Here is an 18,401-nt window from a genome sequence, read left to right as displayed (position 1 = left end):
CTCCTCGGCAGGCACGGAACACCGAGGCGAATGTCGCTGAATCGACATTGAAACGCACCGGGTGATCCGCTGGTGAAATGTGGTCTCGGAAAAGCGACGCGCGACGACTCAGCGCGTACGGATCAGGGCGATTAGCCCGTTTCGAGAAAGAGATTTCACGCCATCACATGCTCCCCAGGTACAGGACCCCCGGGTCACATGGAGCAATTGCCTGCCGTCATGCAAGGGGTCCGCGCTTGCCGGGGCGCCTTACGACGCCCGGCCGTGTCATCACCCGGGGCACCCCACCGCGGAGCGAGGGTTGCCGGACAGCAAGCCGGGGCTTTCCACTGTCACTCGTGACCTGCGCAGAATTATTACCAGACGGAGCGCCCCGCGCAACGACGGCCCCACCATTCCCACATCCTGGACGGCACGACGCCGGGCGGGTCGGCCACGACCACGCCCGGCGTACGGTCTCCCGCCCGGACCCGCTATCCCCGCGCGAACGACCGGGTCGTGGCCACCCAACGATCCAGCGCGGCCTGCGCCGCGCCCGAGTCGATCGCCTCGGCGGCCCGATCGATCCCGGCCGCCAACTGCTGGGTCAACGATCCCTCTCCCGGGCCCAACGCGGCCAGCGCCGCCGCCGAGTTCAACAACACCGCGTCGCGCACCGCGCCCTGCTCGCCCGCGAACAACTTCCGGGCCACCTCGGCGTTGAACGCCGCGTCGCCGCCGCGCAACGACTCGATCCCGTTCAGCGGGATGCCCAGGTCCCGCGGGTCCACCCGGTCCTCGCGCACGTCGCCGTCCCGCACGATCCACACCTGCGACGTGGTCGTGACGGTCAACTCGTCCAGCCCGTCGTCACCCCGGAACACCAGCGCGGTCGCACCCCGATCGGCCAGCACACCGGCCACGATCGGCGCCATCCGCAGATCCGCGACCCCGACCGCGTGGAACCGCACACGAGCCGGATTGGTCAACGGCCCCAGGAAGTTGAACGTGGTCGGCACCCCCAGCTCGCGCCGCGCCTGCGCGGCGTGCCGCAGCGACGGGTGGAAGCGCTGGGCGAAGCACAGCGTGATGCCCGCCTCCTCGGCCGTCCGGGCCACCTGCTCCGGGGTCAGGTCCAGCACCACACCGAGCGCCTCGAGCACGTCGGCGGCACCGCTGGACGAGGACGCCGCCCGATTGCCGTGCTTGACCACGGTCTCGCCCGTGCCCGCGACCACGATCGCGGACATCGTCGAGATGTTCACCGTCCGCGCGAGGTCGCCACCGGTGCCGACGATGTCGACCGTACGGCCGGGCACCTCGATCGTCGACGCGTGCGCGTACATCGCCCGCACCAGACCCGAGACCTCGTCCACGGTCTCGCCCTTGGCCCGCAGCGCGATCACGAACCCGGCCACCTGCACCGGCGTCGCCTCGCCGGTCATGATGTGGTCCATCGCCCACGCGGTCGCGTCGGCCGGCAGGTCGTCGCCGCGCATGAGCGTCGCCAGGAGGTCCCGCCAGGAACGGGCCGCCGGGTTGCCGCCGCTCTTGTTCGTAGAGGCCGAGGCGCCCATGGTCCGCTCCCGCTGTGTCATCGGATGAGTCCGCGACAGCGTACCCACCGCGCCCGTCGCGGCCGGGTGGTTATCCGGGATGCGGTCAGGCCGGCTGGCGTCCGGCGATCCGACCCCGGATCAGGTCGGCCGCCGCGTCCGCGAGCGTGCGCGGATCCAGCGGGTGGGCGACCACCGCGTCCGCCCGGCACCACGTGGCCAGCCACGCGTCCTGCGGACGGCCGACCAGGGTCAGCACCGGCGGGCAGTTGTAGATCTCGTCCTTGAGCTGACGACACACACCCATGCCACCGGCCGGGGCGGTCTCCCCGTCCAGGATCACCAGATCGATGCCGCCCTTGTCCATCGCCTCGATCACGGCGGGCTCGGTGGCGCACTCCAGGTATTCCACGAACGGCACGTCGACGGCGGGCCTGCGCCCGAGCGCGAGGGTGACCTTCCGTCGGGTGTTGCGGTCGTCGCTGTACACGAGGACGGTCATGGTCTCGCCGCGCGTCATGTCCACCTGCCTGTGTCTGGGCTGCGTGTGTTCAGGGCTGCATATGTTCAGGCTGCGCATGTTCGGTACGGGCAACACTCGGATCGACCCGGATGTTAGCGCTTTTCGGCACGAAAATGTGTGCCTCGTCACGCGCTCGTCCCGCTCCCGGCCGGCCACGGTCCGGCCCGGGCGACACCGACCGCACCCCCGACGCGCCCCGAATCACCCGCGCGCGAGCACCTCGTAGCCCTCGGCGTCGCCGCCCAGGCGCTGGGCCAGCCCGGCCATCCGGGTCCGCTCCCGGGCCGGCTCCAGGCCGGTGATCACCTGCTGCCGGGAGATCAGCACCCGCAGCGGCCGCTCGTCGGGGGCCGGCGCCACCACCCGCCAGCCGTCCGGCGTCAGGATCCGGGCCGCCTCGTCGGCCGCCGCCAGATCCGGCAGCGTCAGCACGTGCCGCATCACGAACCGTCCGGTCTCCACCGCGACTCCGTCCGCCCGCATCTGCGCGACCACCGCCGAATCGGCGCGCGAGGGGTCGAAGCAGGACCCGACCACCACGAGCGTGCCGTCGTCGACGAGCACGGGATCGGGTTCCGGTCGCCGCCGGCGCAGGAAACGTTCCAGGATCATGCCGCGACGCTACTCGGCCGCGTCGGCCAACCTCGGCTCGGGCCCGCGGGCCACCCGGACGGCCGAGTCGGCCTCCTCCGTTCGGGCAGAGTCACCCGGAAGAGTGCTCTTCGACACGGGTTTTCCGGCGTCGTCCAAGCCCTGCTCCACACCGCCGCCGGCCTCGGCCGCCTCGCGCGCCAACCGCTCCTCGCGCGCCTTGCGGCCGGCCTCGATCAGTTCGAGTCGATCCAGCCGGCGGTCCTCCCGGACCGCCTCGCGCTCCGACGCCCGGGCCCACTGCACGAACAACACCAAGAAGACGAGCAGTCCGATGATGTCGCCGCTGCCCCACAGGATTCCGCCCGCCGTGCCCTGGTCCGAGAGCGGACTGGCGCCCCAGTCGCGACCGAGGTCGTTGTACCAGTCACCGGCGAGCACGTTGGACGAACTCATGATCGCGATACCCAGCCACGCGTGGAACGGCAGCGTCGCGAACACCGCGAGCAGCCGCATCGGATAACTCGCGCGCGGCATCGGGTCCAGACCCAGCAGCGGCCAGAACCACATGCAGCCGATGATCACGAAATGCACGTGATTCATGTCGTGCATGAAGGTGTTCCGCAACGTCAGCTCGTACCAAGGGGTGAAGTACAGGGCGAACGGGTTGAGCACGAAGATGAACCCGGCGAAGGCCGGGAAGGTGACCACCTTCGCGTATCTGCTGTGCAGCAGCGCGTTGAGTCGATTACGCCACTTGGTCGGCAGGGTACGCAGCGCGAGTGTGATCGGCGCTCCGAGCGCCAGGAAGATCGGCGTGATCATCGCCAGCACCATGTGCTGAACCATGTGCACACTCAGCAACACGGTGTCGTACGCGGCCAACGCGGACTCGGTCGCGAGCAGGAACGTGCCCAGCCCCAGTCCCAGGAAGGAGAAGCTCCGCCACCGCGACCACGAGTCCCCACGGGCCCTGAGCTTGTGCACCCCGTACAGATAGAGGCCGCCGAAGAGCATCGCGACCAGGATCGGGATCGGCTCGAACACCCACCCGGTCAGGAGCCGAATGGGGGTCAGTTCCGGCGGTACGTTCCCAGGGGTCGCGTGCGCCAGAAACACCCCGGCGTCGCCTGCAGAGCCACTCACGGAACCAGAGCCTAACCCGGACACGTTGTACAAAGGTTGCCCCCCGAAGTGTGGGCAGATCCGGCGACCGCAATAATGGCCGCCGTGGCGACAGCAACTTCACTAGAAACCGGGCCCCCCTCACACGGGACACACGGGACGCTCAACCGTCCCAACTTGGTCAGCATCGGCACGATCGTCTGGTTGGCGTCCGAGCTGATGTTCTTCGCGGCCTTGTTCGCGATGTATTTCACGATCCGCTCCGTCACCGGCGCGGACGCTTGGCGTGAGCACGCCAGTGAGCTGAACATCCCGTTCTCGACGGGCAACACGACGATCCTCGTGCTGTCCTCGCTCACCTGCCAGCTCGGCGTCTTCGCGGCCGAACGCGGTGACGTCAAGAAGCTCAGAATGTGGTTCGTCATCACCTTCGTGATGGGCGCCGTCTTCGTCGGCGGCCAGGTGATGGAGTACACGGAGCTGGTCAAGGAGGGCACGACTCTCTCGTCGTCGGCTTACGGTTCGGTCTTCTACCTGACCACCGGCTTCCACGGCATGCACGTGACAGGCGGTCTGATCGCCTTCCTGCTGATCCTCGGACGCACCTACGCGGCCCGACGGTTCACGCACGAGCAGGCCACGGCCGCAATCGTCGTCTCGTACTACTGGCATTTCGTCGACGTGGTCTGGATCGGTCTGTTCTTCACGATCTACGTCATCAGGTAGACGTCCCGACACTTACTACGCAGACGACATTGGACCGGGGTTTTCCGTGAAAAAGCTCTCCGCGCGGCGACGCCACCCCTTGGCGGCGATCGTCGTACTCATCTTCGCGCTCGCGGCCACGGGGGGTCTGTACGCCGCGTTCGCGCCTGCCAAGAAGGCGGAGGCCGACGATTCCGCCTCCATCGCCGTCGAGGCGGGCAAGAAGCTCTACCTGAGCGGATGTTCGACCTGCCATGGGCTCGACGCCCAGGGTTCCACCGACGGTCCGTCCCTGATCGGCGTCGGCGCGGCCGCCGTCGACTTCCAGGTGGCGACCGGCCGGATGCCGCTTCAGCAGCCCGGCGCCCAGGCGCCGCGCAAGCCCGAGGTCTACACCCAGGCGCAGATCGACCAGCTCTCCGCGTACGTGGCCTCCCTCGGCGTCGGACCCAAGGTCCCGACGGCGAACATGTACGCGCCCGACGGCGACATCGTCAACGGCGCCGAGCTGTTCCGCACGAACTGCTCGCAGTGCCACAACTTCTCCGGTGAGGGCGGCGCCCTGACCGAGGGCAAGTTCGCGCCGCCGCTGAAGAACGTGGACCCGAAGCACATGTACGAGGCCATGCTCACCGGCCCGCAGAACATGCCTTCGTTCCCGGACAGCACGATGCCCGAGCAGCAGAAGAAGGACATCGTCACGTACGTCAACGAGACGACCAAGAAGGAGCCGAACCCCGGCGGCCTGGGTCTCGGCCGGCTCGGCCCGGTCTCCGAAGGTCTGTTCGGCTGGATCATCGCGCTCGGTCTGCTCATCGGATGTGCGATCTGGATTGCCGCCCGGACCCCCAAGGCCAGGACCAAATGAGTAGCCAGGACAAGTCTGAAGTGCCTGAAGAGCACCTGCCCGAGGTCCACGCCTCGGCACATGTTCCGGCGGAAGGCGACCCGTTCGCCGACCCCGGCCTGCCGGCCCACGAGCCGCGCGTCACCGACATCGACGAGCGGGCCGCCAAGCGCGCCGAGCGTCAGGTCGCGTTCCTCTTCGTGATCTCGATGTTGTCCACGATCGGTTTCATCTGGGCGTACGTCGGCATCGACAAGTACCGCATCATCGACATCTTCTTCTTCGGGAAGATCGGTGCCCAGAACCTCGCGCTCGGCGGCTTCCTCGGCCTCGCGCTGTTCTGCATCGGCGCCGGCGCGATCCACTGGGCGCGCACGTTGATGACGGACGAGGAGATCGTCCAGGAGCGGCACGAGTTCACCTCGGACCCGGAGACCCGCGAATACGCGATCCGGGAGTTCACCCAGGGTGCCGCGGACTCGGTGATCGGTCGCCGCCCGCTGATCCGGCGCACGATGATCGGCGCGATGGCCCTGGTGCCGCTGTCCGGCGTCGTGCTGCTGCGCGACCTCGGTCCGCTGCCGGGCACCAAGCTGCGGCACACCGACTGGAAGCCGGGCGTCGAGCTGATCAACGAGGCGACCGGCCTGCCGATCAAGCCGGACGACATCGTCAAGGGCTCGCTGACCATGGTGCTGCCCGACGGCCTGGTCGAGAAGTACGGCCCGGCCGGCGAGAAGGAAGAGCTCTCGCACGGCTGGCTGGAGAAGGCGGGCATGTCCGCGGTCCTGGTGGTCCGGCTGGAGCCGGAGGACATCAAGTCCAAGAAGGAACTGGACTGGGGCTACGAGGGCATCGTGGCGTACTCGAAGATCTGCACCCACGTGGGTTGCCCGATCGGCCTGTACGAGCAGCAGACGCACCACCTGCTGTGCCCGTGTCACCAGTCCACCTTCGACCTGGCGGACGACGGCAAGGTCGTGTTCGGTCCGGCCGCGCGCTCGCTGCCGCAGTTGAAGATCCATGTGAACGAGGCGGGTAACCTCGCCGCGACGCAGGACTTCGCCGAACCGGTCGGCGCGAGCTTCTGGGAGCGTGGCTGATGTCGAGCGAACAACCCAAGGGCGGGGCGAACAAGAGCACCCCGATCCCGAACAACGCGGCCGTTCGCGCGGCCGACGCCCTGGACAGCCGGCTGGGCATCTACGGCGCGGCGAAGAAGAACCTGCGCAAGGTCTTTCCGGACCACTGGTCCTTCATGCTCGGTGAAGTGGCGCTGTACAGCTTCATCGTGCTGCTGCTGACCGGTGTCTTCCTGACGCTGTTCTTCAAGCCGAGCATGCAGGAGGTCGTCTACGACGGCTCCTACGTGCCGCTCCAGGGCATTCACATGTCCCAGGCGTACGCCTCGACGCTGGACATCAGCTTCGACATCCGCGGTGGTCTGGCGATGCGTCAGATCCACCACTGGGCCGCGCTGATCTTCGTGTCGTCGCTGTTCGTGCACATGTTCCGGATCTTCTTCACCGGGGCGTTCCGCAAGCCGCGCGAAATAAACTGGCTGTTCGGCTTCCTGCTGCTGATCCTGGCCATGGTCAACGGCTTCACCGGCTACTCGCTCCCGGACGACCTGCTCTCCGGTACGGGTCTGCGGATCGCCGAGGGTGTGGTCCTGGCCATCCCGCTGGTCGGCACGTACGTGCAGTTCTTCCTGTTCGGCGGGGAGTTCCCGGGCGAGGACATCGTGCCCCGCCTGTTCACCATCCACGTGCTGCTGATCCCGGCGATCATGGTCGGCCTGGTGACCGTGCACCTGATCCTGGTCTTCTACCAGAAGCACACCCAGTTCCCCGGCCCGGGCAAGACCGAGAAGAACGTGGTCGGCCTGCCGCTGCTGCCGGTCTACGCGGCCAAGGCCGGTGGCTTCTTCTTCATCGTGTTCGGCATCACCGCCGCCCTCGGCGGCATGGTGCAGATCAACCCGATCTGGGCCTACGGTCCATACAACCCGGGTCAGATCACGGCGGGCTCCCAACCGGACTGGTACATCGGGTTCCTCGAGGGATCCCTGCGCATCATGCCGAACTGGGAATGGAACATCTGGGGCCACACGCTCAGCTTCAACGTGCTGATCCCGTCCCTGGTCCTGCCCGGCGTGCTGTTCACGTTCCTGGCGATGTACCCGTGGATCGAAGGCTGGATCACCGGCGACAAGCGTGAGCACCACCTGCTCGACCGCCCGCGCAACATGCCGGTGCGCACCGGCCTGGGCGTCGCCTGGATCATCTGCTACGGCGTGTTGTGGGTCTGTGGTGGCAACGACATCATCGCCACCCACTTCCACATGTCGATCAACACGATCACCTGGATCGGCCGCGTCGCGTTCTTCGTCGCGCCCGTGCTGGCCTACCTGGCCACGGTGCGCATCTGCAAGGGTCTGCAACGGCGCGACCGGGACAAGGTCCTGCACGGTCGCGAGACCGGTGTGATCAAGAAGCTCCCGCACGGCGAGTTCGTGGAGATCCACGAGCCGCTGGACGCCGGGGTGCGGCACACCCTCACCGCGCACGAGCAGCCCAAGCCGTACCAGCTCGAGCCGGCCGAGGACGAGAACGGTGTGGCCCGCAAGGTCAAGCGTTCGCAGAAGCTGCGCTCGAGGATGTCGCACTGGTACTTCGCCGAGCCGATCGAGAAGCCGACGGCCGAGGAGTACAAGGAACTGACCAGCGGACACGGTCACCACTGACGCGACCGGGGCCGGGCTGCTGACGCCACATCGGCACGACCCGTAGGACGCGCAGGAACGACGAAGGGCCCCACCGGATCTTCCCGGTGGGGCCCTTCGCGTCGCGCCCCGCAGGCGGCCGTACAGCGCCTTCACGGGAGCGCCGGGCGGCGGGCCCGGAGTTGCCGGACGGCCCGTCAGAGCCGGCGGGTGGTGGCCGGGCCGGTCGTGCTGTGGGTCAGCCACTGCGACCAGTCCAGGTTCCACTCGCCGTAGCCGTTGCCGATCGGCTCCATGCTCTTGGCGTCGCCCGTGTTCACCACGGTGACCACGTCGCCGACCTTGACCTGGTCGTAGAACCACTTGGCGTCCTCGTCGCTCATCCCGACGCAGCCGTGGCTCACGTTCTCCCGGCCCTGCGAGCTCACCGACCACGGGGCCGCGTGCACGAACTCGCCGCTCCAGGTGACCCGGGTGGCCCAGTAGACGTCCAGCCGGTAGCCGTCGCTGCTGTCCGCGGAGATGCCCACCGTGGTGCCGTCCATCAGCACGTGCGGCGCCTTGCCGAGCACCACCTTGATGCCCGACCGGGTGGTGAAGCCGGGTTTGCCGGTGGTCACCGGCATCGTCTTGATGTCGACGCCGTTGCGCTCGAGGGTCAGCGTGTGCGCCGCGGAGTCCACGGTGGCGACCACGGCGTCGCCGACCTCGAAGTCGACCACCTTGCCGGGGCCGCCGTAGACGCCGTTCCCGAAGTCGACGCCGAGCAGACTGGTGGCCACCGAGACCCTGGTGTTCACCGGCCAGTAGTCCTTGGGCCGATAGCGCACGGTCGTGTCGTCCACCCAGCCCCACGCGCCCTCGACCGGCGTGGACGCGGATACCTGGAGTCGCCGCTCCACCTCGGCACGCCGCGCCGGGTCGGTGACCGGCCGCTCCAGGGTGACCGTGATCGGCATGCCCACGCCCACCTTCGAGTCGGCCTCCGGCAGCACCGACTCCACGTGCGTCTCGGCGTCCGGCGTGAGCGTGGTGAACGACTCGGTCCGGGTCGAGGTCAGCCCGTACACGTCGACGGCGGACGCGGTCAGCGTGTACCTGCTGCCGTAGGCCAGCGGTTCGGAGTTGGACCACGTCGTGTCGCCGGCCGCGTTGCCGCCCGGCACCGGCTTGCCGTCCGGGCCCACCAGGCTCACCGCGTACAGCCGCCCGTCGCCGGCGGTGACGGTGATCGGCCGGCCCGGCTGGGCGGGACGATCGGTGCGCACGTCCACCGCGAGGCGGGCGACGCTCTCGGCGGGTCGGTCGATCTCGGCGGTGCGCTGCTTCTCCCACGTCCCGCATCCGGCCACGAACACGAGTGGCAGCGCCGACGCGAGGGCCCAGCCGAGCCGGCGGACGCGAACAGCTCTGTCCCGATTCACTCATGACCTCCAGCCGTACCGGCCGATCACCGTACATCCGTGCTCGCCGAGCGCGGATGGCGCGGAGTTTGGTGCATCGAGAGTGGCCGGGAACGACCCACTTCATTCAGATAAAACGACAAACCGCCCGATCGCCTGACACCGGCCGCCGGCCGGGTCGCGCGATCGGGCGGTTCGCCCTACCGTGTGGGACTTGCTACGCCGCCGGGGTCCCGGCCGCGCCACCGCCGGTGAGCGCGCTGCCCTTGAGCCAGGTCGCCCAGTCGACGCTCCAGCCGCCGAGCCCGTTGCCGGCCTTGACCGTCTTGTCGGTGCTGTTGAGGATCTCCACCGGGTCCCCCTGGGTGACCAGGTCGAAGAACTTCTTGGCGTTGGAGGCGCTCAGCCCGATGCACCCGTGGCTGTCGTTCTGCCGGCCGAACTTGCCCTCGTTCCAGGGCGCGCCGTGCGCGTACGTGCCGGACGCGGTCAGGTGCACCGCGTGCCGCACGTTCTTCATGTTGTACGCGTCGCCCAGGCCGACCGTCTCGGAGTCCATCGTGATGCCGTCGACCTTGTCGAGCACGACCATCGTGCCGCCCCAGGTCGGGAAGCTGGGGCCGCCCGCCGAGATCGGCAGGTCCTCGATCTGGGCCCCGTCCTTGGTGACCACCATGTGCTTGGACTTGAGGTCCGCGGTGGCCACCAGCGAGCGGCCGATGGTGAACTTGATGTCCTTGGTCTGCTTGCCGTAGACACCCGGCGCCGCCTTCGCGCCGGTCAGGTTGGCCTTGAGGTTGACCTTCGTACCGCTCGCCCAGTACTTCTCCGGGCGGTAGTCGATCCGGTCGTTGCCGTCGAGGTCCTTGAGCCAGGACCACGAGCCCTGCACGGCGGGCTCGGAGACGACCTTGAGGTTGCGCTCGATCGCGGCCTTGTCCTTGATCGGCTCGTTGAACTTGAGCGAGATGATCGCGCCGACGCCCCACGTGCTGTCCGGCTCGATGTTGAAGTCGGCCACGAACGTGTCGTCGGCGGCCTTGGTGTTGAACTTGCTCTGCGCGGTGACCTCGGCGCCGTCGGCGTTGGCGGCCTTGGCCGCGACCGTGTAGGCGCCGCCGTTGGCCAACGGGGCGTCCGGCTTCCAGCCGATGCCGTCCGGGCTGATCTGCCCGTCGACGGTCTTGCCCTTCGCGTCGGTGACCACGACCGAGGTGAGCTTGCCGCCGGTCGCGTCGACCTTGAGCGCGCCGTCGGTCTCCACGCTCTTGGTACCGTCGGCGGGAGTGATCGCGATCGTGGCGGGTGCCGCGGCGACCTTCTTGTTCGGACCGCCACCGGAGCCGCCGGAGTTGCCACCGGTCGAGCCGCCGGGGTCGGTCTTGCCGCCGTCGGACGAGCAGCCTGCAATGAATATGAGCGGCGCCACCATGAGTCCCGCGAAGAGGCGTATGCCGCCGCCCGCTGCCCCCGTGCGCGATGCTCCGTGTATCCGGGGCACGCGTGTTCCTCCCTCGTCCTGGTACTCCCTTGCGTCCATTTGACGCGTCGACCCCCGGTTCGGGTTGCTACAACCGCCGAACGGTCACACACCGGTGACATTCGGGGGCGTCAGGGAGTCCTCTGTAGATATCACACAAGGCCGACCACCCATCAGGGTGATCGGCCTTGTGGCAAAACCGTGTTGCGAAGGTTGCGAATCGGTGGCGCTAGTAGCGCTGGTCCGCACCCCGGTAGAACTCGAAGACCCAGCCGAAGACACCGATCGCGACGAACGGCGCGGCGAACATCGCCAGCCACCAGCCGAAGATGACGCCCAGGAACAGCAGCGCCGAACCGGTCGCCAACAGCAGCGGCTGCCAGCTGTGCGGGGCGAAGAAGCCCAGCTCGCCGGCGTCGTCGGCGATCTCGCCCTCTTCGTTGTCCTGCGCGAGCAGGTCCATCCGGCGCGCGGTGAAGATCAGGTAGAACCCGATCATCAGCGCCAGGCCGAACGTCAGCGCCAGGGCGGTCGTACCGGTCGGGTCCTCGGACAACAACCAGTAGATGATCGTCACCGGCAGCAGGAACACGGCCAGGACTGCGAACAGGACACCGTTGAACTTCACTTCTCGGCTCCCTTCGCCAGCTCGGGCGACGCCTCGGAACGCTCGTCGGTGAGGTACTCCAGCGCGGCGATCTCCGGGTGGTGGAGGTCGAACGCGGGAGCCTCGGAACGGATCCGCGGAATGCTCGTGAAGTTGTGCCGCGGCGGCGGGCAGGAGGTCGCCCACTCCAGCGAACGGCCGTAGCCCCACGGGTCGTCCACGGTGATCTTCTTGCCGTACTTGTGCGTCTTCCAGATGTTGTAGAAGAACGGCAGGATCGACAGACCCAGCAGGAACGAGCCCAGGGTCGAGATCGTGTTCAGCGTGGTGAAGCCTTCCGAGTCCAGGTAGTCCGCGTACCGACGGGCCATGCCCTCGGCACCCAGCCAGTGCTGCACCAGGAACGTGGTGTGGAAGCCGATGAACAGCGTCCAGAAGGTGATCTTGCCCAGCCGCTCGTCGAGCATCTTGCCGGTGAACTTGGGCCACCAGAAGTGGAAGCCCGCGAACATCGCGAACACCACGGTGCCGAACACCACGTAGTGGAAGTGCGCCACCACGAAGTAGGTGTCCGAGACGTGGAAGTCCAGCGGCGGCGACGCGAGGATGACGCCGGTGAGACCACCGAACGCGAAGGTCACCAGGAAGCCCACGGTCCACAACATCGGTGTCTCGAAGGACAACGAGCCGCGCCACATGGTGCCGATCCAGTTGAAGAACTTGACGCCGGTCGGTACGGCGATCAGGAACGTCATGAAGGAGAAGAACGGCAGCATGACCGCGCCGGTCGGGAACATGTGGTGCGCCCACACGGTGACCGACAGGCCCGCGATCGAGATGGTCGCGGCGATCAGGCTCTTGTAACCGAACATCGGCTTGCGCGCGAAGACCGGGATGATCTCCGACACGATGCCGAAGAACGGCAACGCGATGATGTACACCTCGGGATGGCCGAAGAACCAGAAGAGGTGCTGCCACAGGATCGGTCCGCCGTTGGCCGGATCGAAGATGTGTGTGCCGAACTTGCGGTCGGCCTCCAGCGCGAACAGCGCGGCGGCCAGGACCGGGAACGCCATCAGGACCAGGACCGAGGTCAGCAGCACGTTCCAGCAGAAGATCGACATCCGGAACATGGTCAGACCGGGCGCGCGCATGCAGATGATCGTGGTGATGAAGTTGACGGCACCCAGGATGGTGCCGAAGCCCGACATCGCCAGACCCATGATCCACATGTCGCCGCCGATGCCCGGCGAGCGCACCGCGTCGGACAGCGGCGCGTACGCGAACCAGCCGAAGTCGGCGGCACCCTGCGGGGTGATGAAGCCGGCCACCGCGATGATCGAGCCGAACAGGTAGAGCCAGTAGGCGAACATGTTCAGGCGCGGGAACGCGACGTCGGGGGCGCCGATCTGCAGCGGCATGATCCAGTTCGTGAAGCCCGCGAACAGCGGCGTCGCGAACATCAGCAGCATGATCGTGCCGTGCATCGTGAACGACTGGTTGAACTGCTCGTTCGAGATGAACTGCGTACCGGGGCGGGCCAGCTCCGCGCGCATGACCAGCGCGAGCACACCACCGATGCAGAAGAAGACGAAGGAGGTGATCAGGTACATCGACCCGATCGTCTTGTGGTCCGTGGTCGTCATCCACTTGATGACGATGTTCCCGGGCTCCTTGCGCCGGACCGGCGGAGGTCCGTCCGGGGCCACGGTCTGTGGCTCACTGAGGATTGTCACTCGTCACTTCTTCCCGTGCGCTTCAACGGGGGCAGGCTCGTTGATCTTGCTGCGCAGCCAGCCGGTCTGGCCCTTCGCGGCCAGGTCCTTCAGGTGCTGGACGTAAACGGCCTTGTCCACGATCTTCACGTTGAAGAGCATGCGCGAGTGGTCCACGCCGCACAGTTCGGCGCACTTGCCGCCGTACGTGCCCTTCTTGGTCGGAACGACCTCGAACTTGTTCGTGCGGCCCGGGATGATGTCCTTCTTGTACAAGAAGTTCGGGACCCAGAACGAGTGGATGACGTCCGGCGAGGTCAGATCGAACCGCACCGACTCCTTCACCGGCAGGTACAGCGTCGGCGGCTTGCCGGGCGTGCCCTGCTCGTAGACGTCGACCGTGCCGTCGGCCGGGTCGCCCTGATAGTTGAAGGACCAGCTCCACTGCACGCCGACCACGTTGATCGTGTTGTCGGGGTTCTTGGAGAGTTCTTCGAGCTTGGTCTCGTCACGCGCGGTGAAGTAGAAGAAGACCGCGATCATGATGCCGGGGATGACCGTGTACAAAACCTCGATGGGGAGGTTGTAGCGCGTCTGCGGCGGGATCTCGATCTTGGTACGCGACCGGCGGTGGAACGCGACGCTCCACAGGATGAGCCCCCACACCACGACCCCGACGATCAGCGCTGCAATCCAGGCGCCCTGCCAGAGCGACAGGACTCGCGGACCCTGCTCGGTGACAGGGTTGGGCAGGCCGAGTCTCGGCAGGTCCTTGGAATCGACGGAGCAGCCGGTGGCGGTCGCGGTGACGAGGCCCAGAGCCAGCAGCTGCGGCACCCTGCGCCGCATCCAGCGCCGCGGCGAGCGGTCGGAGCCGTAGGGACTCACGTAGCGCCTTCCCGAATGTCTCGCCCGCGCGCGAGTCACGGTGGGGAACTTTTCTTCCCTGACGACCCGTTGCGCGGACAGGTATGGATGTTTCTGCGGGCCAAACCCTACTCCAGCCCTATTCGGGTCGCGCGCGGAGGTCTGGTGTGGCGGGCCGGGTAGATGTGCCGGTGCGTCCGTTCGGGCGAACGGCCCGAACGCGTCCGGGATTCGGGTATTGGCTAACGTCCGACGCATGGCGTATTTCGACGCGGCCTCCACCGAGCCACTGCACCCGGCCGCGAAAGCGGCCTTCCTGAGCACTCTCGACGAGGGCTGGGCCGATCCCGCGCGCGGCTATTACGACGGCCGGCGCGCCCGCATGCTGCTCGACGCGGCGCGCGAGACGGTGGCGTCCGTTCTGGGCACCCGATCTGATGAAGTGTCATTCACCACATCCGGGACACAGGCGGTCCAGTTGGGCATGCTCGGCGTGCTCGCCGGCCGCCGCCGAGTGGGAACGCACGTGGTCCTCGGCGCGGTCGAACACTCCTCCGTATTGCACACCGCCGACACCCACGCGGCCCGTTCGGAGCAACTCGGAACGGTCGCGGAAATCACCCGGACGAGGGTGGACCGTACGGGCCGACTCGACGTAGCGGCGTTCGCCTCGGCGCTTCGTTCGGACACCGCGCTCGCGTGCGTGCAGAGCGCCAACCACGAAGTGGGTACGGTCCAGCCGCTCGCCGAGGTGGTGACGGCGTGTCAGGCGGCCGGTGTGCCCCTGCTCGTGGACGCCGCGCAGTCGGTGGGTCGGCTATCGGTGCCGGATGGCTGGTCGGTGCTGACCGCGAGCGCGCACAAGTGGGGCGGACCGGCGGGGGTCGGCCTGCTCGTGGTGCGCAAGGGCACCCGCTACGCGTCGGCCCTGCCCTACGACGAGCGCGAGGCGCGCCGCGTGCCCGGCTTCGAGAACGTCCCGGCGATCGTCGCGGCGGCGGTCGCGCTGGGTGCGGTGAGCACCGAGTCGGCCGACGAGGATCGCCGACTGTCCGGCCTGATCGACCGCATCCGCACCCGCGTTCGCGAAACGGTGCCCGACGTCGAGGTGGTCGGCGATCCGGTCGACCGACTCCCGCACATCGTCACCTTCTCCTGCCTGTACGTCGACGGCGAGGCGCTGCTGACCGAGTTGGACAAGGCCGGCTTCGCGGTGTCCTCGGGCTCCTCGTGCACGTCCTCGACGCTGACCCCCAGCCATGTCCTGGAGGCGATGGGCGTGTTGTCCCAGGGCAATATCCGCGTCTCCCTGCCCCGCGGCGTCCCCGAGGCCGAGGTCGACCGCTTCCTGGCGGTACTCCCCGGCCTGGTCTCGAACCTCCGCGCGGCGGTGTCCCACACCCGCACCCCCACGCCGACACCGACACCGCCGGAAGGCGTGATCGTCAACGCCCTCGGCCGCCGCTGCCCCATTCCGGTGATCGAACTGGCCAAGCGCATCCTCGACGTCGAGGACGGCACCCTGGTCACCGTCCTCTCCGACGACGAGGCCTCAGCCCTGGACATCCCCGCGTGGTGCGAAATGACCGGCCACGAATTCCTCCACACCACCCCCCACCCCCAGGGCACCGCCTACGTGGTCCGCCGCCGCTCCTGACCGGATCACCCTTGGCCGGGCGTACACCAAAACCCACCCGCCCCGGCCGGGCCACCCCTCAACCCAACCAACACCGAAACCACCTCACCCGACCGGGCAACCCCTCAGCCCGGCCGGCGCTTGAGGCCACCCAGCCCGTGCGGCGCCTGAGCACACCAGCCCGGCCAACGCTTGAGGCCACCCAGCCCGTGCGGCGCTTGAGCACACCAGCCCGGCCGGCGTTTGAGGCCACCCAGCCCGGCCGGCGTTTGAGGCCACCCAGCCCGGCCGGCGCTTGAGGCCACCCAGCCCGGCCGGCGCTTGAGGCCACCCAGCCCGGCCGGCGCTTGAGGCCACCCAGCCCGGCCGGCGCTTGAGGCCAACTCAGCCCGGCCGGCGCTTGAGGCCAACCACCACCCGGAGGCCGGGTTCAGATCGGAACGTGCGCCGAAACCTCAGCCGCAGCAACATCCCCATACGCGGCAGCAAACCGTCCCAGGAACGAGGCCCGCCGCAACGTGTACTCCTGCGTACCGACCGTCTCGATCACCAACGTCGCCACCATGTTCCCCACCTGCGCCGCCCGCTCCAGCGACAACCCCCACGAGATCCCCGACAGGAACCCGGCCCGGAACCCGTCCCCCACACCCGTCGGGTCGACCTTGGCGTCCTCCGCGGGACAAGGCACGACGATCGTCTCCTCGCCCGCCTGCTCGACCTTGACCCCGCTCGAACCGAGCGTGGTGACCCGGACGCCGACCTTCTTCAGGATGTCCGCCTCGGACCAGCCGCTCTTCTGCACGATCAGCGCGCTCTCGTACTCGTTCGTGAGCAGGTACGCCGCACCGTCGATGAGCCGCCGGATGTCCTCGCCGTCCATCCGGGCCAACTGCTGCGAGGGGTCCGCCGCGAACGGGTAGCCCCGGTCCCGGCACTCGTCGCTGTGCCGCAACATCGCCTCGGGGTCGTTCGCACCGATCACGACCAGGTCCAGCCCGCCGACGCGGTCGGCCACCGGCCGAAGTTCGATCTCCCGCGCCTCGCTCATCGCACCCGTATAGAAGGACGCGATCTGGTTGTGTTCCTCGTCCGTCGTGCAGACGAACCGCGCGGTGTGATGCGTCGGCGAGATGTGCACGGACTCGGTGTCCACGTGGTGCCGGTCCAACCACGACCGGTAGTCGACGAAGTCTGCCCCGGCGGCGCCGACCAGGATCGGCGACAGTCCCAGACAGCCCATCCCGAAGCAGATGTTCGGCGCCACGCCGCCGCGCCGGATGTCCAGCTTGTCGACGAGGAAGGACAGCGAGACCACGTGCAGCTTGTCCGAGACGAGCTGGTCGGAGAACCGACCCGGGAACGTCATCAGATGGTCGGTGGCGATCGACCCGGTCACGGCAATGCGCATGGCGCGTGTCTCCTAGTGGAGTACGGGGAGGGGTGACGTACGGGGTGTACGAGAGGGGGGAAACTCGCACACGTTATCCCACCGCACTCTGGCGGCCCTGTGAAAACTACCGGTCGGTACACCGTGCCGTCACGCTCCGTGCGACCTACTCTGGGGATCCCCAGTACAAGGAGTCGTGAAATGTCCCCGATGCCCGTGATGCCGTCGCAGGCCGAGCCCGAGACGCTCGAGGACCTGCGCGGTGACTGCCGTCACATCGACGCGTCGTGGACCACCCCGGGCCCGGAGCGCACGCCGATCAAGGCCGCGCCCGCCGGTTCGCACGCCCCCGCCACCGACGTCCCCGCGCACGGCGCGACCCTGGTCGCGGGCATGTCCGAGTACGGCGACTGACCGACACCCCGAGGGGAACCGCCCCGGCGCCGGCCGCGTCGAATCGTCATGCGTACACACGGTGAGCACGACGAAGGAATTCGACCCGAACCCACCGCACGCCGGCGGCCGTTGATCGTCGGGCTCGCGATCGTCGCGGTGCTCGGCGTGGGCGGCGGCACCTGGGCGGTGCTCGGCGGCGAGGAATCCCCCCGCTCGACCACCGCCGACCCCGGCGCCGGCGCGCCGGTCGAACCCGGCGCCCCGACCGGCGGGGACACCCGGCCGGGCGCAGCCGCGCAGCAGCCGAGCGGAGCCACAGAGCCCGGCGGAGGCGCCCAGGCCCGACCCGGCGCTCCCGCCGCCGGCGACAACGCCGCCGGCCCGGACACCTCGACGTCCTCGCCCAACCTGCCCACGGGCCCTCCGCACACCTACTACCCCGCCCAGGACAACACCCGGTTCAGCCGCTACACGCTGGCCCCGGACGGCCGCACGCTGACCGCCTGGTTGTGGGGCGGCCAGTGCGAGACCAACCGCCTGGTGATCGCGAGCGAGTCGGCGACGCAGGTCGCCATCCGCGTGGAGACCACCCGCACCGGCGACGTGTGCACGGAGATGGCCGTGGAGAACAAGGTGAACGTGACCCTTCCCACACCGCTGGGCACCCGCACGCTCGTCGACGCCGAGACCGGCGCACCCGTCACGCCGGGTGGCAAGCCCTTCTCCACCGGCTGACCCGAGGACCTCTCCGAGCCCGCACACGACGACGCCGGGGGGGAAAGGGGGGGGGGGGGGGGGGGGGGTGTGGGGGGGGGGGGGGGGGGGAGGGGGGGGGGGGGGGGAGGGGGGGGGGGGAGGG

At 68.3% G+C, this 18,401-nt stretch carries 17 protein-coding genes and 1 riboswitch; of the genes, 7 read left to right on the top strand and 10 right to left on the bottom strand.

What is annotated here, in order from left to right:
* Positions 1–227: 227 nt before the first annotated feature.
* Positions 228–344: riboswitch (SAM riboswitch) on the bottom strand.
* Between the two features lie 129 nt (positions 345–473).
* The 4 genes from trpD to ACZ4FV_RS30640 form a co-directional block, all read right to left on the bottom strand.
* A complete protein-coding gene (trpD, locus tag ACZ4FV_RS30655; RefSeq protein WP_395862319.1) occupies positions 474–1,577 on the bottom strand; it encodes an anthranilate phosphoribosyltransferase in 1,104 nt (367 codons plus the stop codon).
* A gap of 64 nt (positions 1,578–1,641) precedes the next feature.
* The gene (locus tag ACZ4FV_RS30650; protein ID WP_020552994.1) at positions 1,642–2,055 is read right to left on the bottom strand and encodes a response regulator; all 414 of its coding nucleotides are present in this window, start codon (positions 2,053–2,055) and stop codon (positions 1,642–1,644) included.
* Between the two features lie 204 nt (positions 2,056–2,259).
* Positions 2,260–2,670, bottom strand: coding sequence for a hypothetical protein (locus ACZ4FV_RS30645; RefSeq protein ID WP_395862317.1), 411 nt, complete (start codon positions 2,668–2,670; stop codon positions 2,260–2,262).
* Between the two features lie 9 nt (positions 2,671–2,679).
* A complete protein-coding gene (locus ACZ4FV_RS30640) occupies positions 2,680–3,795 on the bottom strand; it encodes a cytochrome c oxidase assembly protein (RefSeq protein ID WP_395862315.1) in 1,116 nt (371 codons plus the stop codon).
* A gap of 75 nt (positions 3,796–3,870) precedes the next feature.
* Between ACZ4FV_RS30640 and ctaE the strand changes: the two genes are divergently transcribed.
* Genes ctaE through qcrB form a run of 4 tightly spaced genes read left to right on the top strand, consistent with a single transcriptional unit; the run spans position 3,871 to position 8,072 of the window.
* Entirely contained in the window at positions 3,871–4,500 is a 630-nt protein-coding gene (gene ctaE, locus ACZ4FV_RS30635) for an aa3-type cytochrome oxidase subunit III (RefSeq protein ID WP_360304941.1), read from the top strand.
* A 46-nt stretch (positions 4,501–4,546) separates the two neighbouring features.
* Positions 4,547–5,347 carry a cytochrome bc1 complex diheme cytochrome c subunit gene (qcrC, locus tag ACZ4FV_RS30630; protein WP_395862313.1) on the top strand — a complete coding sequence of 267 codons (801 nt, stop codon included), beginning with the start codon at positions 4,547–4,549 and terminating at the stop codon, positions 5,345–5,347.
* Complete coding sequence (qcrA, locus tag ACZ4FV_RS30625) at positions 5,344–6,429, top strand: cytochrome bc1 complex Rieske iron-sulfur subunit (RefSeq protein ID WP_395862311.1); 1,086 nt, start codon at positions 5,344–5,346, stop codon at positions 6,427–6,429. The genes qcrC and qcrA overlap by 4 nt, the downstream gene beginning before the upstream one ends.
* A complete protein-coding gene (gene qcrB / locus ACZ4FV_RS30620) occupies positions 6,429–8,072 on the top strand; it encodes a cytochrome bc1 complex cytochrome b subunit (RefSeq protein ID WP_465323789.1) in 1,644 nt (547 codons plus the stop codon). The genes qcrA and qcrB overlap by 1 nt, the downstream gene beginning before the upstream one ends.
* Before the next feature lie 176 nt (positions 8,073–8,248).
* Here the strand turns inward: qcrB and ACZ4FV_RS30615 are convergent, their stop codons facing one another.
* The 5 genes from ACZ4FV_RS30615 to ctaC all read right to left on the bottom strand — a co-directional run bounded on the left by ACZ4FV_RS30615 (position 8,249) and on the right by ctaC (position 14,144).
* The gene (locus ACZ4FV_RS30615) at positions 8,249–9,475 is read right to left on the bottom strand and encodes a L,D-transpeptidase (RefSeq protein ID WP_395862308.1); all 1,227 of its coding nucleotides are present in this window, start codon (positions 9,473–9,475) and stop codon (positions 8,249–8,251) included.
* Between the two features lie 196 nt (positions 9,476–9,671).
* Positions 9,672–10,955 carry a L,D-transpeptidase gene (locus ACZ4FV_RS30610; RefSeq protein WP_402231815.1) on the bottom strand — a complete coding sequence of 428 codons (1,284 nt, stop codon included), beginning with the start codon at positions 10,953–10,955 and terminating at the stop codon, positions 9,672–9,674.
* Positions 10,956–11,163: 208 nt separating this feature from the next.
* Positions 11,164–11,562: a cytochrome c oxidase subunit 4 gene (locus ACZ4FV_RS30605; RefSeq protein ID WP_395862304.1), complete on the bottom strand. Its 399-nt coding sequence runs from the start codon at positions 11,560–11,562 to the stop codon at positions 11,164–11,166.
* Entirely contained in the window at positions 11,559–13,277 is a 1,719-nt protein-coding gene (gene ctaD / locus ACZ4FV_RS30600; RefSeq protein ID WP_395862302.1) for an aa3-type cytochrome oxidase subunit I, read from the bottom strand. The genes ACZ4FV_RS30605 and ctaD overlap by 4 nt, the downstream gene beginning before the upstream one ends.
* Before the next feature lie 3 nt (positions 13,278–13,280).
* On the bottom strand, positions 13,281–14,144 hold the full coding sequence (ctaC, locus tag ACZ4FV_RS30595; RefSeq protein ID WP_395862300.1) for an aa3-type cytochrome oxidase subunit II: 864 nt from the start codon (positions 14,142–14,144) through the stop codon (positions 13,281–13,283).
* 235 nt (positions 14,145–14,379) lie between these two features.
* Between ctaC and ACZ4FV_RS30590 the strand changes: the two genes are divergently transcribed.
* A complete protein-coding gene (locus ACZ4FV_RS30590; protein ID WP_465323788.1) occupies positions 14,380–15,780 on the top strand; it encodes an aminotransferase class V-fold PLP-dependent enzyme in 1,401 nt (466 codons plus the stop codon).
* 409 nt (positions 15,781–16,189) lie between these two features.
* On the opposite strand, the gene ACZ4FV_RS30585 is transcribed toward ACZ4FV_RS30590, so the two are convergent.
* The gene (locus ACZ4FV_RS30585) at positions 16,190–17,167 is read right to left on the bottom strand and encodes a carbohydrate kinase family protein (RefSeq protein ID WP_395862296.1); all 978 of its coding nucleotides are present in this window, start codon (positions 17,165–17,167) and stop codon (positions 16,190–16,192) included.
* Positions 17,168–17,347: 180 nt separating this feature from the next.
* On the opposite strand from ACZ4FV_RS30585, the gene ACZ4FV_RS30580 reads away from it, so the two are divergent.
* Together ACZ4FV_RS30580 and ACZ4FV_RS30575 are read left to right on the top strand one after the other, a co-directional pair.
* Positions 17,348–17,560 carry a hypothetical protein gene (locus tag ACZ4FV_RS30580; RefSeq protein ID WP_395862294.1) on the top strand — a complete coding sequence of 71 codons (213 nt, stop codon included), beginning with the start codon at positions 17,348–17,350 and terminating at the stop codon, positions 17,558–17,560.
* A 48-nt stretch (positions 17,561–17,608) separates the two neighbouring features.
* Positions 17,609–18,277 (top strand): hypothetical protein, encoded by a 669-nt coding sequence (locus ACZ4FV_RS30575; protein ID WP_395862292.1) that lies wholly within the window; start codon positions 17,609–17,611, stop codon positions 18,275–18,277.
* Positions 18,278–18,401: the final 124 nt, after the last annotated feature.

The organism is Embleya sp. NPDC025285 (assembly GCF_055558835.1).
This window is presented reverse-complemented; position numbering and strand designations above follow the sequence as displayed.

Excerpts from the sequence above, each read along its gene's own strand:
- ACZ4FV_RS30650 (WP_020552994.1), bottom strand. The coding sequence starts at position 2,055 with ATGACGCGCGGCGAGACCATGACCGTCCTCGTGTACAGCGACGACCGC.
- ACZ4FV_RS30590 (WP_465323788.1), top strand. The coding sequence starts at position 14,380 with ATGGCGTATTTCGACGCGGCCTCCACCGAGCCACTGCACCCGGCCGCG.
- ACZ4FV_RS30645 (WP_395862317.1), bottom strand. The coding sequence starts at position 2,670 with ATGATCCTGGAACGTTTCCTGCGCCGGCGGCGACCGGAACCCGATCCC.
- qcrB (WP_465323789.1), top strand. The coding sequence starts at position 6,429 with ATGTCGAGCGAACAACCCAAGGGCGGGGCGAACAAGAGCACCCCGATC.
- ACZ4FV_RS30585 (WP_395862296.1), bottom strand. The coding sequence starts at position 17,167 with ATGCGCATTGCCGTGACCGGGTCGATCGCCACCGACCATCTGATGACG.
- ctaE (WP_360304941.1), top strand. The coding sequence starts at position 3,871 with ATGGCCGCCGTGGCGACAGCAACTTCACTAGAAACCGGGCCCCCCTCA.
- ACZ4FV_RS30575 (WP_395862292.1), top strand. The coding sequence starts at position 17,609 with ATGCGTACACACGGTGAGCACGACGAAGGAATTCGACCCGAACCCACC.
- ACZ4FV_RS30580 (WP_395862294.1), top strand. The coding sequence starts at position 17,348 with ATGTCCCCGATGCCCGTGATGCCGTCGCAGGCCGAGCCCGAGACGCTC.
- qcrA (WP_395862311.1), top strand. The coding sequence starts at position 5,344 with ATGAGTAGCCAGGACAAGTCTGAAGTGCCTGAAGAGCACCTGCCCGAG.
- trpD (WP_395862319.1), bottom strand. The coding sequence starts at position 1,577 with ATGACACAGCGGGAGCGGACCATGGGCGCCTCGGCCTCTACGAACAAG.